Source organism: Paenibacillus sp. VTT E-133280 (genome assembly GCF_002264385.1).
Taxonomy (GTDB): Bacteria; Bacillota; Bacilli; order Paenibacillales; family Paenibacillaceae; genus Paenibacillus_AQ; species Paenibacillus_AQ nitricinens.
Genome location: NZ_NFUX01000052.1, coordinates 21,097 through 37,104 on the forward strand (window position 1 = coordinate 21,097; position 16,008 = coordinate 37,104).

A 16,008-nucleotide genomic window follows, 5' to 3' on the forward strand; every position below is an offset into this window, starting at 1 on the left:
CCTCCTAAAAGTTGTGAGATTGAAAACAGAAGCGTGGACACTAACCCCGAATTTGACCTGTTCCGTAAATCTTATACTTAGTTGAAGTAAGGGCAGGCAGACCCATCGGTCCACGGGCATGTAGTTTCTGTGTACTAATGCCGATCTCTGCACCGAATCCAAATTCAAAGCCATCTGTGAAACGGGTTGAGGCATTGTGATAAACAGCCGCAGCATCAATTTCTTGTAAGAAGCGTGCAGCATTTCCTTGATCTTCTGTTACGATACATTCCGAATGTTTTGTTCCATACTTAGCAACATGCAACATGGCTTCGTCCAAATTGCTGACAATTTTGATATTCAAGATATAATCGTTATATTCTGTGGCATAGTCTTCTAAGGTTGCAGGTAATGCCCATGGGACAAAGGATAATGTTTCCTGGCAGCCACGCAATTCAACATTAACATCACGGAAAGCTTCGGCCAAAGAAAGCAGATACTCGTTTGCGTAATCCCGATGAACGAGCAGTGTCTCCATAGAATTACATACTGAAGGTCGCTGTGCTTTGGCATTCAAGCTTATGTGCCTTGCCATTTCTGGCAAGGCACTTGCATCGAGATAGGTATGGCAGATGCCTGCTCCCGTTTCAATGACGGGTACTGTTGCGTTAAGCACTACATTTTGAATAAGTGAGCTGCCTCCGCGTGGAATGATCACATCCAAAAGTCCGTTCAGCTTTAGCATTTCATCTACCGAAGAACGATTAGGGTCTTCAATCAGCTGAAGGGCATTAGGTGGCATTGAGGTCTCAGCAAGAGCGCTGTGCAGAACCTCGACAATCTTACGGTTGGAGGATAGGGCAGAGGAGCCACCGCGCAGCACTACGGCGTTGCCTGTCTTGAGACATAGACCAGCAGCATCTACAGTCACATTTGGACGTGCTTCATAGATAATGCCGATCACACCAAGCGGAACGCGAAGCTTCTGGATGCTAAGGCCGTTAGGGCGTTCTATGCTTTCTAGTGTATCACCGATAGGATCAGGTAATACTGCGATTTGTTGCAGACCTTCAGCAATGCCGTTAATTCGGCTTACATCTAACGCGAGACGGTCAAGCATGGACTCAGGGGTCCCGTTAAGTCTTCCTCGTTCCAGATCCTCCACGTTGGCTTCGATAATGGCGGGAGCTTCACGGCGTAGTGCATCAGCCATAATTAGGAGTGCTTCATTTTTTTGGCCAGTTGTTAGACTAGCTAATATTCCGGTGGTTTCTTTGGCTAATTTTGCTTTATTGACAACTTCACTCATGACGATTCCTCCTTAAATTTATATGGACAAGATTTCTTACCTCAGGGTAATCCATTCGTCACGGTGAATGACCTCCAGCCGGTGAACTTCGCCCAGCTTCGGTACAATCTGACCGCTTGGCAAACCTTGAATACTGCGCAGCTGAGCATCATCGTAATTCACAATCCCGCGTCCAAGTAATTTGGAGTCTGGACCTAGAACCTCTACAACATCACCTGCATGAAAGTTACCTTCGGTCTGCTTGACGCCGACAGGCAGTAGACTATGGCCGCCATGGAGCAGCGCTTCAACAGCTCCTTCGTCTATATACAGAGAGCCCAGTGGGGTGGACATGAAGCCAAGCCATTGCTTTTTGACTGGGAGTGACGATAACTTGGTTGCAAAATAAGTACCTCTACCAGTTCCAGCGGCCGCGAGCTGCAAATCTCCCGGTTCGGTAGCTCTCCCAACAAAGACAGGTACACCGCCTCGCGTAGCGATCTTGGCAGCATCGATTTTTGAACGCATGCCACCTGTTCCCACGCTAGATCCAGCACCACCAGCAATCGCGTAAATCTCCGGCGTAATATCATCTACGAACTGATAGCGAACAGCATCGGGATGTTTCCGAGGATCTCCACTATACAAGCCATCCATGTCAGTTAAGACGAGCAATCTAGACGCTTTTAGCAGGTTAGCCACAAGCGCGGACAACGTATCGTTATCGCCGAATTTCAACTCATCTACGGAGACGGTATCATTCTCGTTAAATACGGGCACCGCTCCTTGACGAAGCAGCTCTTCTACCGTCATCATAGCGTTGTTCATCGCTCTGCGACTACAAAAGTCGGTACGGGTTAGCAGGATTTGTGCTGTGGTTATTCCATGCTCGGCAAAAGCTTCCTGATACGCCTGCATGAGCAGTACTTGGCCTACAGCTGCTGCTGCTTGCTTCTCATGCAGCAGCTTCGGACGTGTAGGATAACCGATACTGCGAAAGCCTGCGGCTACAGCACCGGAGGTTACTAATAACACCTCGCAGCCGTTTCTCTTCAATTCGGCAATCTCTGAAGCAAAGAAGGACACGGCTTCGCGATTCAATCCGCCTTCCGTTCCAGTCAGTGAGCTGCTGCCTATTTTGACTACGATTCGTGCCGTCATATCTGTTCACTTCCTCAGTATTTTTATAGATGCTGAAAACGACAAAAAGCCCCCATCCTTAGACTTAGCAAAGGACGAAAGCTTGTAAACTTCCGCGGTACCACCTTCATTGATGAGGGATCATCCGACTTCATTCTCGTAACGGGAGGATCCGTCCTGCTTAGCACAGGCCGCTCGGGGGTAGGATTCGGAACGAAAACCGCGGTAAATTCTTTCAGCCTGTCGGAATTCACTCTCTAGGCGCGGTTTGACTCATTCTTACTGGTCCCGTCTGCACGTTTCACTTATTTTCAATAGAATACCATGGAGATGGTTGCTTTGCAAAGGAAAAACAAAGGAACTATTTCACCCATTAGAAAGCTTTGATTATTCTGTTTAACCTCTAAGCAAGGGGTCGGAATACTTATAATCTGTTGCCAAGAGGTGGATTTAATTGACTAAAGACAACAATCCTGAGCAGATGCAGAATCAAGACCTAAACGAAAAAGCAGAGATCCAGAATAGTGTGACTCGGGAATTTTTGGGATATCATACTGGGAATCCGAACAATAATAGGCCAGTTAATGAAAGTGCGGCTCGGGTGTCAGATGATCAGAACAGCCTTCCACGGGTCTATTCTTCGGTTAATTCAGATACCGTAGATTTAAAGGTTTCAACAAAAGCCTTAGCGGCTTTAGATAAATAACGTCCACGTCGATAGGCTACGACAAGTGTTCGGCTAGGGGCAGGATCAGTGAGCGGTAAGTAGACAGGGACGAATTCACTCCGCGGTGCACGGGCAATAAAATGAGGCACAAGAGTTACACCCATTCCAGTGGCGACCAGAGACTGAACTGTTTCCATGTTATTGCTCTCAAAAACAATTTTTGGCTCGAAGCCAGCGTTTCGGCAAAGATCCATAGTCATTTTACGGAAGCCTTGACCTTCTTTAAGTACGATAAATGGCTCGTCCTTTAGTTCTTCCAAAGAGGTCTTAGTTCCATCTAAGCTACGTTTAGCTAGCGGGTGTTCGGGTGGAACTGCAAGATCGATCCTTTCCTCACCCAGTTCTTCGTAAGCAAGAGCCGGGATTTCGAGCGGCAATGAGAGCAGACTTAAATCAGTCTGACCACTCGCAGTGAGCTTTTCTAGGTTCATGGAGGAGTCTTCGAGCAGTGTGATTTCTACTTCCGGGTAATTTTGTTTAAAAACCGGAAGCACATGCGGTAGTAAATGTGCACCAGTGATCGGCATACTGCCTACAACGACGCGCCCGGTACGCAGTTCAGAAATATCAGACATTTCTTGTCGCAGCAGTTCTACGCCATCAATGATGATTTGGGCTTGCTCTACAAATTTAGATCCAGCATAAGTCAGTTCAACAGAGCTGGTGTTTCGCTGGAACAGCATTACACCGAGCTCTTTTTCCAGCTTGGAAAGCTGCTGACTGAGTGATGGTTGGGCAATGTGCAGCTTGTCCGCTGCACGGGAGAAGTTTTTTTCGGCTGCGATCTGCAGTACATATTGTAGTTGTCTCAGTTCCATGTATAAACTCCTTTGGGAGATTGTTTTTACTTATAAGTATAACCTATGAAACTGGAGTTTTATATAGGTTCGAATGTAAGTTCGTGCACGAACGCACTGACCGGCAAATAGGAAGGTGTGGTTTACCAGTATCCGCTGGAGTCCTTTATGTTTGCCGGTCTAATTTCGATGCTACCCTATTACGTCTTACTATACTTTGCGGGCTGGAGAGATGCTTTGAGGGTTATTAAATATATTTCCCGGGTCATATTTAGCTTTGACTCTCCGTAATCTAGGATAGTTCGCTCCATAATATACTGGTCCGGAATTTTTAATTCCCTGGTCTGGAACGTTGATGTAGCTCCCCACGATAAATGGCTGCAGCTTCCGACGTGTATTTCGTACTAGGAATATATTTCTGGCAGCTTCCGATTTCTTGATCCATGAGCTATTCCACTCTACATAAAATTTCGCTTTACGCCAGTAAAAGGCTGTTGATTTGGGTGACTTACGGCTCACAGCTCCACCCCAGTTGAGGAAAAAGAAACCTGCGAACTCTCCCTCCACTTTTTCTAAGAATTCACGCATGGACTTAATTGCCTTGTCCGGGAAGGGTTTTCTTACGAAACCGCTGGAGAACTGGTTGCTGACTCTTTGAGTTAGCACTGGATCGGGCGCTAACATAAAACTCACTACTTTTGAATAGGGCAAAGAGCGGATGATTTGATTCGTAGGCGTTCCAATGCTCGTAATGGGCTTTAAGAGGCGGGAAGCCTCTGCTTTTGACCCGAGGAACAGCCCCGTCATAGTGACATTACCGCCTTTTTTCGGACCAATGGATAATTCACTGCCCAATTTGGTATTCACGGAAGGAGCCCAGAGTTGCCAAGCTTTGAATACCTTCTCGAACTGATTCCAAGGCCAGGTGATACGAAAAACGGTAGCCGAAGCTGGAGCTGGACGTACTTTGAATTTGTAACTGGTGTAAACTCCGAAATTACCCCCGCCACCTCCGCGGGAAGCCCAGAGAAGATCAGAGTTACTATTCTTATTGGCATGAATAATTCTCCCTTTGGCATCAACCATTTCGAGTCCGATTAGATTATCACTAACAAGGCCCACGGTTCGCTGGAGCGGCCCGATACCCCCGCCTAGGGTGATGCCTCCGATTCCAACCGTAGGGCTATCGCCGAATGGAGCCATATATCCTCGCCCAGCAAGCGTGTGTGCAATTCTCCCCACTGTATTTCCGGTACCTACAACAACAGTTCCAGATTTTTTATTTAGTTTGATTTCCTTCATTTCACTCACATCGATGACAATTCCTCCGGTGATTTGTGAAAGATTAACCTCCAAAGAATGTCTGCCGCTTCTTGCACGGATGGGGACTTTATTCTCGTTAGCCCATTTTATGGCGTTCGCAACATCTTGTGTTTTTTGTGCAAAGACAAACACTTTCGGGAATTTGTCAGTATGCGGATCCCAATTCTTGCGTGCCGTTTCATACCCTTGATCACCTTTGAAAATAACTCGCCCGGTAAGTCTCGTTCTTGACTTCAATTGTTCCAACTCCTTCTGAGATAACAAATGCACTGCATTTCAACAACCAGGACCCGATATAGTATGAAGGACATTCGTCTAAGGAGTGGGCTGACTAGGGTCTCAGCAAAAAAATCGTCTTCAATCTTATAGGTTAAACCTATCAGTTCTATAGATATCATATCTTGGAATTATAAAGACGGTGATGTTATATTTAGATCATTCAAGAGAGACTCCACGCTCTCTTCCAATGAACGATTCTATTAATGAGGTGAAATTATGAGCAACAAGACAATGTTTGAGAAGATTTGGGATAATCATGTTATTCATCAAGAGGAAGGTAAACCTAGCATTATTTATATCGATCTGCATTTGGTTCATGAAGTAACTTCTCCACAAGCTTTCGAAGGACTTCGCCTTAGTAATCGGAAGGTTCGCCGTCCTGAGCTGACTTTCGCTACAATGGATCACAACGTTCCTACCAAGGATCGTTTTAACATTAAAGATCCAATTTCCAAACAGCAAATTGATACACTTTCTAAAAATTGTGCTGATTTTGGTGTTAGATTGTTCGACCTGAATGATATCGATCAAGGCGTTGTACACGTAATGGGACCTGAGATCGGCTTGACGCATCCTGGTAAAACTATCGTTTGCGGCGACAGCCATACCTCCACACATGGAGCATTTGGTGCGCTGGCTTTTGGTATCGGAACTAGTGAAGTTGAACATGTAATGGCTACCCAATGTTTGCAGCAATCCAAAGCTAAGACTATGGAAGTTCGTTTCACAGGTAAACGCAATCCTGGTGTAACAGCAAAGGATATGATCCTTGGTGTTATTGCTAAGTATGGTACTGATTTTGCCACAGGTTATGTAATTGAGTACACAGGTGAAGCTATTCGTGAGCTGTCGATGGAAGAACGTATGACCGTCTGCAACATGTCGATCGAAGGCGGAGCAAGAGCAGGCTTGATCGCTCCTGACGAAACTACTTTTAACTATCTGCGTGGACGTCAATATGTGCCGCAAGGGGAAGCTTATGACGCTGCTGTTGAAGGATGGAAGAGTCTTGTTAGTGACGAAGGTGCTCAGTATGATACAGTAGTTGAATTCGATGTGGAGACATTGATTCCACAAGTGACTTGGGGCACTAGCCCGGGCATGGGTACAGATATCAACTCTAGCGTGCCAAATCCGGCTGACTTCACCACTGAAAATGAACGCAAAGCTGCTGAAAAAGCACTTGAATATATGGATTTGACTCCTGGAACACCTATTTCTGAAATTCCAATCGATTATGTATTTATCGGTTCTTGTACTAACGGACGGATCGAGGATTTGAGAGCAGCAGCTGTGGTAGCAAAAGGCCATAAGGTCTCTGATAAGGTTACTGCCATTGTTGTTCCTGGATCTGGTCGTGTTAAAATGCAGGCCGAGAAGGAAGGGCTTGATAAAGTCTTTACTGACGCGGGTTTTGAATGGCGCGAAGCGGGATGCAGCATGTGCCTTGCAATGAACCCTGATGTACTGCAACCTGGGCAACGCTGTGCATCTACCTCGAACCGTAACTTTGAAGGACGGCAAGGTCGCGGTGGACGCACGCATCTGGTATCCCCAGCTATGGCTGCTGCAGCTGCGATAAAAGGCCGTTTCACTGATGTACGTGATTGGAACTATAAGACGGAAGCTGTCAGCTCATAGAACTAGAGAGAACACGGGAGGATAAAACTATGGATGCTTTTAAAAAATTAACAGGAATTGTTGCACCAGTAGATCGGGTGAATGTAGATACGGATGCAATTATCCCAAAGCAGTTCTTGAAACGGATTGAACGGACGGGATTTGGACAATTTTTGTTCTATGAATGGCGTTTTGATGAAGCGGGTAACGATAACGCAGCTTTTGAAATGAATAAACCACGCTATCAAGGTGCTTCTGTCTTGATTTCACGTGCTAACTTTGGATGCGGTTCTTCACGGGAGCATGCACCTTGGGCGATTATGGATTATGGGTTTAAAGTTGTCATTGCACCTTCCTATGCAGATATCTTCTACAATAACTGCTTTAAGAACGGCATTTTGCCAATCAAGCTATCGGAAGAGCAAGTGGATGAACTGTTCAACCGGACAGCACAGCACGATGGCTACCAGTTGACTGTAGATCTGGAGAGCAACACACTCCATGATGAATATGGACTGAGCATCAGCTTTGAGCTGGATGAGCACCGTCGACAGTTCTTGCTGCAAGGTCTGGATGATATCGGATTAACCCTTCAGCATGCAGATGAAATTGCTGCGTATGAAGAGCGTCATGCAGCTAAGTTATTCTCTTAATAATAGGATATAAGTGGTTTCATTCTTAAATTTTACAAAAATTACGCAAAACTTCTATTTCCGGGTGTCGGAAATAGAAGTTTTTTTGCTATAATCGAAATATTGATTGGTGATAAAGGAAACATTTGGTGATTTCTGTCGTCTTAGTATTTATCTAGATCTATTACTTGCAGAAGGAGCGGGAAAATGAGAAGAGTTGGGTATCGAAAGTTGCTGCTATTGTTGCTGCCATTATTATTACTATCCTTTACTGGACGTGAAGCTGCCGCGGCTGGTAGCAGCTCAGGCAGAATTATTATGGACAATCAAGAACTTGCTTTACCAAAAGGAATTAAACTTGAGAACGTCAATGGTAGCGTTATGATTCCCGTCAGAGTGGTAGTGGAGAATCTTGGATTTGAGGTATTATGGGAGCAGCAGGCCCGCAAAGTAACGGTTCACCAAGATGGAAAAAGCATTGAGCTGGCTGTAGGAAAAAAAACAGCTGATGCGGATGGAGTAACGTTTGATTTAAACGCAGCACCCAAGCAAAGCGGTGGTACAGTTCTCGTTCCGATCCGTTTCGTAAGTGAGCAGTTCGGTCTAAAGGTTGGCTGGGATAATAGCGATAAAACGGTCTATTTGACGGGTGGACAAGCTTCGGTGGCTACACCTGAGGGAACCGTTACTAGTCCAACAGCAACAAGTACACCTTCTCCAACTCCAATGACTACACCCGGCATGGATAATGGCACAAGCGCTGGAAGTGTTTTACCCTCTCAGACACCACAATCATCCTCAGTACCAGGAAGCACTGGTGTGAATGCAGCAGGTCCGCTTGTAAATGGGGCAGTCTTTACTGAGAATCGATTAATCATCGCTGTTTCTGGAGCTCTTAAACCTAGCATCACAAAAATGAGTAGTCCAGATCGAATCGTTGTAGATTTTCCCGGTGCAGCTTTTGCTCCTGATTTCGTAGGCGGCCTACCGAGTATTACCACAAACAGAACTCCGCAAGGCAAGCTGGATGTTACTGGTTACCCTCTAGTTTCTGAGATCCGGTATGCGTTGTTCAGTGTAAGTCCTTCTACTGTTAGGTTCGTGATTCAAACGATCGGTAGCCAGCCTTATCAATTAAGTACGGATGAAAGTACTGGACTGGTGACACTAGATTTGAATGTTACAGGCAGTGAAGGGAACCCCTCAGGTGGTAGTGGAATGACAGGAAAGCCAGTTGTAGTTCTCGACGCGGGTCATGGAGGGACGCAATCAGGAGCAGTCAGTCTCACGGGTAAGCTGGAAAAAGACTTCAATCTGGCAGTTATCCGTAAAGTACAAACACTACTTATGCAGGAAGCTTTAGTTGACGTTGTATTTACTAGAACTGAAGATATTACGCTGGGACTTCAGGATCGAGTAAATATCGCAGAAGCGGCAAAGGCTAATCTATTTATCTCAGTGCATGGAAATTCACTGGAGCTGGGTTATCCGAATAGAGACAAAATAAATGGCAGTGAAACGTACTATTCGCGTAGTGGGAGTCTGCCGCTTGCTCAGATCATGCACAAACATCTGATTGCAGGTACTGGATTTAAGGACAACGGAGTAAGAACGAAAAGTCTGCATGTGACAAGAGAAACTAGTATGCCTGCAGTGCTTCTGGAAGTGGGGTATCTTACTAATTCAGGAAATGAATCAGGGATGTATAATGAGCAGCTTCAAGACAAATTAGCGAGGGAAATTGTAGCCGGTATTAAGGAATATCTAGGCCTTTAATGCTTGATGTTGGTGAGATTTCTCAATTTTTATGGAATATATTCGCAACCTTTATAGATTATTAGCGTCTAATAGAGGTCTGAGGTTGACGTAGACAGGCCATCACGATCGCCATTCACAGGCGAATACTAGATTTAGAGGTGAAGAATGAAGAAATTCAGTTTGATGTTGTTTTTGTTGCTCTTAGTATTTGTTTTGCCTGAAAACGGACATGCTGCTGCCGGGAATAGCAAGATTTATCTGGACGGCAAGGAGCTGACCGCAGGGCAAAATGTCCCGGTTGAAAATGTGAATGATACAATCATGGTGCCGTTAAGGTTGATCTCTGAAAGCCTTGGATATAACGTGGGTTGGGATCAGAAGAGCAAGACGGTAACGATTGAACAGCAAGGAAAGGTCATCAAACTGGTTGTGAATCAAAAGATAGCCTCCGTTGATGACAAGACAGTAACACTTACCACAGCACCTGTCCTTCGTAGTAATACGACACTTGTACCGATTCGGTTCATTAGTGAACAGTTTGGATTAAATGTCTCGTGGGACAACGTGAAGAAGAGTGTGTATCTTATTACCCCAGGATCCTCAAATGATAACGGTAGTTCAGGTGGAAATACTGAAAATGGTGGATCTGAGGTTGTACCGCCGGTAGATCCTTCTAAGAATTTAACGATGGTAAATGGTGTGAGCTTTAGTGAAAATCGTTTGAGCATTGCCATGGAGGGTAGTTCAGTACCAAAAGTGACAGTGATGACTGGGCCGAATCGGTTAGTTGTTGATTTACCTAATGCCACCTTCTCAGACCTATTTGGCACAGGACAGATCCTTGATCCTGACCTAAACGGTAGCTTGGAAGTGAAAGATTATCCCGATGTATCAGGAGTACGTTACTCCCTTTATAGCACGAATCCTTATACAGTACGTTTTGTAATCGATTTGAACTATGCTAAGAATTACAACGTTACCGTAACTGGAGACGATTCTAAGCTGGTTGTAATCGATCTAAATGCGGAAAGTACTGATGATACTACAACACAACCGGGGAATAACGGCAGAAAGCTAGTAGTATTAGATGCAGGGCATGGAGCTAAAGATTCGGGAGCAGTGGGTGTTACAGGTAAATACGAGAAGAATTTTAATTTGGCCATCGTACTTAAGACAGCTGAATTGCTGAAAAAAGAAAGCAATATTGACGTTGTGCTGACACGTAGTAATGATACTTTCTTGGAGCTCAAGGATAGAGCAGCTATGGCTAATAATCTAAAAGCTGATATATTCATATCTGTACACGCCAATAGCTCAGGATCCTCTGCGGCTAGTGGAACAGAAACGTATTATCAACGGGAAGCCAGTAAAGCATTGGCGAACGTGATGCATAAATATCTTGTTCAAGCTACAGGACTTAGCGATCGCGGTGTACGTTATGGGAATTTCCATGTTATCCGCGAAACGAAAATGCCTGCAGTATTACTTGAAGTGGGATACCTTAGCAATAAAAAAGATGAGGCATTGCTTTTTACAGATGCACTTCAAAACAAAGTTGCGGCTTCAATAGTGAGTGGGATTAAGGAATATTTGGGTATAAAATAACAGACCAGTGGCAGACGAGCGCCGCAAAGTCAGCTTTCTGCTTTTATTTTAAAAGGCAAGAAGTGGTTTTGCGGTACCTGTCTGCCCGTATTCATCTAGAGGAGGCGTTTATTAATGATGAAACAAAAATGGAGTACAATTGGAATCGCTACACTGCTTCTGCTAGTGATTGCTGGCTGTGGAGACAAGCCTACTGCGGCTCCAGCAAATGGTGTGGAGCAAGAACCTTCAAATGTTGTAAGTGGTGCGGGAGAAAGTACACCGGCTCCAAGCGATGAATCAGGAAACGAAGTGGCTAGCACTCCGCAACCGACAGCAGATAACAGCAACACAGAAACTCAGGCAACTGCAAAGCCAGTAGCAGATGAGAAGCAAAAACAGAGCCAGAGTATCGATGCATATTATACGGATTCACAAGTTATGGATTTGATTCCTGCTAAGACTAGCATCAGTTTCTCTGATGATGCCCAGAAATATACAGAGACGTTCAAAGCATTGCAGGGCAACGAGAATACGGACCTTGTATCGTTATGGGGCAAGATTGAACTGAAATCGTTAAAGTTTGTTGATGGTCAAATTGTAATGGATATTCATAAACCGGATGAAGCACAGCTGGGTGCTGGTGGGGAGTCCTTAGCGATTTCATCACTTGCCAAAACCTATTTTCAATTTGAAGAAGTAAAAAGCATCGAAGTTTTGGTGGATGGTGAAAAGGTTGAAAGCTTGATGGGTCATGTTGACCTAATGCATCCTATGACTAGAGATAATAGCTAATTGTTATTACAACAAAGGATAAAAGCATCTAACTGACGAACTTTAAACTATACTATTTATTTGAGTCATAGAGAGGGGAATAATCTATTGTCCGCGCAAAAAAGGTCAAAACGTCCATTGAAGGCTTATTCTACGAAAGCAGTATCGGCTGTTATGGCTGGAACCATGATTTTTAGTGGCGCAAGCGCAGTGTTTGCAGATACAGCAGCTACAGCAGCAACAACTACTACACAATCTGTTGGCATCTTTAGCGATGTGAAGACAGGCTTTTGGGCTGAAAAGCATATTTATAAATTAGCATCACAAGGAATTGTAGTTGGTAATAATGGTTTGTTCCGCCCTGGGGATTCTGTCACTCAACAGGAAGCTGTGCTTATGGCATTACGTTTTATGAAGTTGCAGGATAAAGTGGATACTTCTTCAACGGTTGCCTTACCTAATGATTTTAAGGTTACGAATTATTACAAGGATTATGTAGTGTTGGCCTTTCAACAAGGCCTACTTGATAAGGCAACTGAAATGGCTCCAGATAATCTGAAGACTTCTTGGGGAGAGCGTAAAGCCTCCCGCGAATGGATTTCTGAACTCTTAATTCGTGCACTAGGAAAAAGTGCAGATGCTGCTGTAGCAGCTAGTGCGCCGACAGGCTTTGCGGATGATGCTAAAGTGTCTGCAAACAAAAGAGGGTATATCAACGTTGCTGTTGATCTGAAATTAGCTAATGGTCTTGACGGTAATCGCTTTGATCCACAAGGGGCTGTGACCCGTGCTCAATTGGCGACTTTTTTCAGCCGTGCGGAAGCACACAATACGGTTGAATACGACAACACGGTATCAGGAACAATCAGTCAATTAGCAGATGGGAAACTATCCGTTTATAACAATGGCAAGACTTCTACATATACCCTGGGAGCGAGCACCGCTTATTACACAAGCGCTTCTGAAAGTAGAATAAATCTAAGTGATGTCCAACCTTATACAAAGGTTACTGTAATTGGAGCGACATATAACGCAGCCTATGTTGAAGTGACTGATCCTACACAACAAGTGGAGAGCCTTTCCGGAAGCTTCGCAATGGTAGCACCTGGTAATAAGCTATGGCTCAAATCAGCTACTGGGTTCACTGAGTATTATTATGATGAAACGACTACCTTTGTAGATGCAAACGGGACATCAATTGAACCTGCTTCCCTGGTAGCAGACAGTGTAGTTACTTTGCAACGTGAGACTTACAGTGGATCACACAGAGTGGTCAGTGTTCAAGTGACTTCAGGGGTAGTTAACAAAACGACAACAGGTACCGTTCAAAGCATAGATCTTACCGGGAAAAGCATTACGTTTAAAAATGCTGCTGGTACGGTGGAAACCTTTAAATGGGAAGATGGAACTTCATTATTCAGCTCGCAATCATCAGTGCTGCAGCCAGCAGATTTAAAGACAGGTGCTGCTGTTAAATATACGATTAAGGAAAATGTGATACGTACTGTAGAAGTGACAGAAGGTGTTGAACGGACAGTTCAAGGTGTACTTACCGAACTGAGCAATTCAACAGTTGTGTATAAAAAAACGGACGGAACACGTGAAGTTAAACTGTTAGGCACGAAGCCGGTGATTGTTATTCCTAATATGAATAGCGCTGTGGCTGATGACCTTATAGCTGATGCAATAGGTGGGGACAAAATTCAGCTTACGTTGAACAGCAGTGATCAAGTCATAAAGATTGAAGTGTTAAGCCGTCAAATTGAGCAGTATAGTGGAGCGACGGTTATTGACTATAATAATAAAACGCAACTATTGACAGTTATGGATACTGATAAAAAGGCACATGTCGTTCAGTTGGATGAAAAAACAAAATTGTTGATTGAAGGCGTACTCCCTAATTTAAGTAATGTCGGTACGAAACTTGTTGAGAACCGTAAAGTGAATTTAACGGCAATAGGTCAACGGGCTCTGTCTTTGGAAATTGTCACAAAGTATGAAGGAACCCTGTCTGCTGTTAATTCTTCTTTTAAAACAATTGTATTGAAGCTTAAGGACAGTGGGCAAACTATAACAATGCCTTATCCACAATTAGTTGATTTTTTTGGGAAGACTAATCCAACCTTAAGTGATGTTCCTGTTGGTAGTAATGTGACAGCCTCACTGACAACTAGTCAGGATCTAATAGCAGTATTGAAAGTAAAGACCGTTCTTCAGGTTGAAGCAGCAACCGTTAATTCTGGAACCAACCGTATAAGTATTAAATGGAATGGGGGGACCAGTGAGATTAATACTGCGGCGCTCCCAATAACAAATGAAGCCGGTGAGAGCATTAAGCTAACCGCTTTGAAATCGGGAGATTATCTGAATGTGACTTTTGATGGAAGCACACCGCTCGCTATTCAGGCAGTTAAGCTTACAACGGGTCAGATTAGTTCAGTAGGAGCAGCAACGAATAGCTTAATTGTGAAGGAGTATGCTGGAGCAGCACAAAACTTTACTGTAAGCGGTGGGGTTAGAATCATACGTGATGGCGCCACAACAACTGCTCTTAGTAACTTAACAACAGCGGACAGAGTGGAGATTCGTAAAGACACTGATGGAGCGACAGTCATTCGTGTGTTACCACAGTTAACTCGTTCATTCTCTCGCTATGACAGTTCGACGAACTCATTGGTGACTAAGAGAGCTAATCTGAACGATAAGTATCAGTTCACGCTTGCTTCAAATGTATATATTCATCAAGGAGATACGACATTGTCCGTGCAATCTCTGAAAGAAAATGATAATATTATAATGTATTTCAATAATGATATCGTGGTTGAAATTGTGAAACAATAGTAGCAATGGTGGATTTCTGAGTGAATCACCGTCTTGACACAGGAGCTTTGCCTGCGTCAAGACGTTTTTTTTGAAATATAAGAAAGTATAAGAGTTGTATTTTCTTGAAATGTATGAAACCATACGTTATAATACAGACTTTGCTTATATTTCTTTACATTAGAGAGGACACGCTCATGTGAGTTTTAATGAGCGTAATCGCTCCGTGGAGGGGACACTATGAAAGTTGCAGAGGTCCGCCACATTTTGGATACGATTGGAAACTTGTTCCCTGATGCTCATTGCGAGTTAAATCATAGTAACGCTTTTGAATTAACGATAGCGGTACTGTTATCAGCCCAATGTACGGATGCAACGGTGAACAAAGTGACCGTGGACCTGTTCCAAAAGTACAAAGCCCCCATCGATTATATTTCTGTACCGCTGGAGGAATTGGAGGGGGATATCCGGCGCATCGGCCTATATCGTAACAAAGCTAAGCATATCCAAAGCCTATGCTCTATACTCATAGAACAGTATGGTGGCGAGGTGCCTGAGGCTCATGACTTGCTTGTAACTTTACCCGGTGTAGGTCGTAAAACTGCAAATGTAGTAGTATCCAATGCTTTTGGAGTTCCTGCCATTGCAGTGGACACGCATGTGGAGAGGGTTGCTAAACGACTTGCATTAGCAGGCTGGAAAGATTCTGTGCTGGAAGTGGAAAAGAAGCTGATGAAGGCTGTGCCACGTGACGAATGGACGATCACTCATCACCGGCTTATCTTTTTCGGACGATATCACTGCAAGGCACAGAACCCAAAATGTCAAGTTTGCCCGCTCCTTGATGTATGTCGAGAGGGCAAAAAACGTATGAAAACAGCTGTTGTCAGGAAAGCTAAAGGTCATACGCCAAAAAGTTAGAGTTGAAGAAGAGGATGGGATAGAGATGAAATGCATTTCTGTATACACAGATAATTTTGAAGTGTTCTCGGATATTTTTGACCGCGTAGTGGAAAGCCCACTCGAAGAGAACGAAGAGCAAGAAGTAGAAGGAATCACGATCAGTCATTCCGGTGACGTTCCTGAACACTATTTTGAGCGTATGTCAGTGAAACCTGAAGTTGTTGTAATGAGAGATAAATCTCGTGGTTTGACTATTCTGCAACACGGAAAAGTATTCGAAATTCTGTTGCCTGTTTCGGAAACTGCATAAATTTAGAAGTGATAAAAGGAGTCGGCCCTAGGGCTGGCTCCTTTTTTGCTTCTGACTTTTCTAGCGATAATAGC

Annotated in this window: 12 protein-coding genes; 8 read left to right on the forward strand and 4 right to left on the reverse strand. The window is 44.2% G+C overall.

From position 1 onward, the window contains the following. Window positions 1–40: 40 nt before the first annotated feature. From CA600_RS20880 to CA600_RS20895, 4 genes are all read right to left on the reverse strand, one after another. Window positions 41–1,288 (reverse strand): glutamate-5-semialdehyde dehydrogenase, encoded by a 1,248-nt coding sequence (locus CA600_RS20880; protein ID WP_094872580.1) that lies wholly within the window; start codon window positions 1,286–1,288, stop codon window positions 41–43. Window positions 1,289–1,324: 36 nt separating this feature from the next. Then, window positions 1,325–2,428: a glutamate 5-kinase gene (gene proB / locus CA600_RS20885; protein WP_094872581.1), complete on the reverse strand. Its 1,104-nt coding sequence runs from the start codon at window positions 2,426–2,428 to the stop codon at window positions 1,325–1,327. Window positions 2,429–3,040: 612 nt separating this feature from the next. Beyond that, window positions 3,041–3,952, reverse strand: a complete 912-nt coding sequence (locus CA600_RS20890) for a LysR family transcriptional regulator (RefSeq protein ID WP_076284590.1) — start codon at window positions 3,950–3,952, stop codon at window positions 3,041–3,043. Window positions 3,953–4,141: 189 nt separating this feature from the next. Then, window positions 4,142–5,491, reverse strand: coding sequence for an FAD-binding oxidoreductase (locus CA600_RS20895; RefSeq protein WP_094872583.1), 1,350 nt, complete (start codon window positions 5,489–5,491; stop codon window positions 4,142–4,144). Between the two features lie 258 nt (window positions 5,492–5,749). Between CA600_RS20895 and leuC the strand changes: the two genes are divergently transcribed. From leuC to CA600_RS20935, 8 genes are all read left to right on the forward strand, one after another. Beyond that, the gene (gene leuC, locus CA600_RS20900) at window positions 5,750–7,174 is read left to right on the forward strand and encodes a 3-isopropylmalate dehydratase large subunit (RefSeq protein WP_042190084.1); all 1,425 of its coding nucleotides are present in this window, start codon (window positions 5,750–5,752) and stop codon (window positions 7,172–7,174) included. A 29-nt stretch (window positions 7,175–7,203) separates the two neighbouring features. Next, the gene (gene leuD, locus CA600_RS20905) at window positions 7,204–7,806 is read left to right on the forward strand and encodes a 3-isopropylmalate dehydratase small subunit (RefSeq protein WP_094872585.1); all 603 of its coding nucleotides are present in this window, start codon (window positions 7,204–7,206) and stop codon (window positions 7,804–7,806) included. Window positions 7,807–7,992: 186 nt separating this feature from the next. Continuing rightward, the gene (locus CA600_RS20910; protein ID WP_094872586.1) at window positions 7,993–9,561 is read left to right on the forward strand and encodes an N-acetylmuramoyl-L-alanine amidase family protein; all 1,569 of its coding nucleotides are present in this window, start codon (window positions 7,993–7,995) and stop codon (window positions 9,559–9,561) included. A 147-nt stretch (window positions 9,562–9,708) separates the two neighbouring features. Then, window positions 9,709–11,148, forward strand: coding sequence for an N-acetylmuramoyl-L-alanine amidase family protein (locus CA600_RS20915; RefSeq protein WP_094872588.1), 1,440 nt, complete (start codon window positions 9,709–9,711; stop codon window positions 11,146–11,148). Window positions 11,149–11,262: 114 nt separating this feature from the next. After that, window positions 11,263–11,922 carry a GerMN domain-containing protein gene (locus tag CA600_RS20920; protein ID WP_094872589.1) on the forward strand — a complete coding sequence of 220 codons (660 nt, stop codon included), beginning with the start codon at window positions 11,263–11,265 and terminating at the stop codon, window positions 11,920–11,922. Between the two features lie 87 nt (window positions 11,923–12,009). Beyond that, complete coding sequence (locus tag CA600_RS20925) at window positions 12,010–14,742, forward strand: S-layer homology domain-containing protein (protein WP_094872591.1); 2,733 nt, start codon at window positions 12,010–12,012, stop codon at window positions 14,740–14,742. A 219-nt stretch (window positions 14,743–14,961) separates the two neighbouring features. Further along, window positions 14,962–15,642, forward strand: a complete 681-nt coding sequence (gene nth / locus CA600_RS20930; protein ID WP_094872592.1) for an endonuclease III — start codon at window positions 14,962–14,964, stop codon at window positions 15,640–15,642. 25 nt (window positions 15,643–15,667) lie between these two features. Next, window positions 15,668–15,934, forward strand: a complete 267-nt coding sequence (locus CA600_RS20935; RefSeq protein WP_042129455.1) for a hypothetical protein — start codon at window positions 15,668–15,670, stop codon at window positions 15,932–15,934. The last annotated feature ends 74 nt before the right edge of the window (window positions 15,935–16,008 follow it).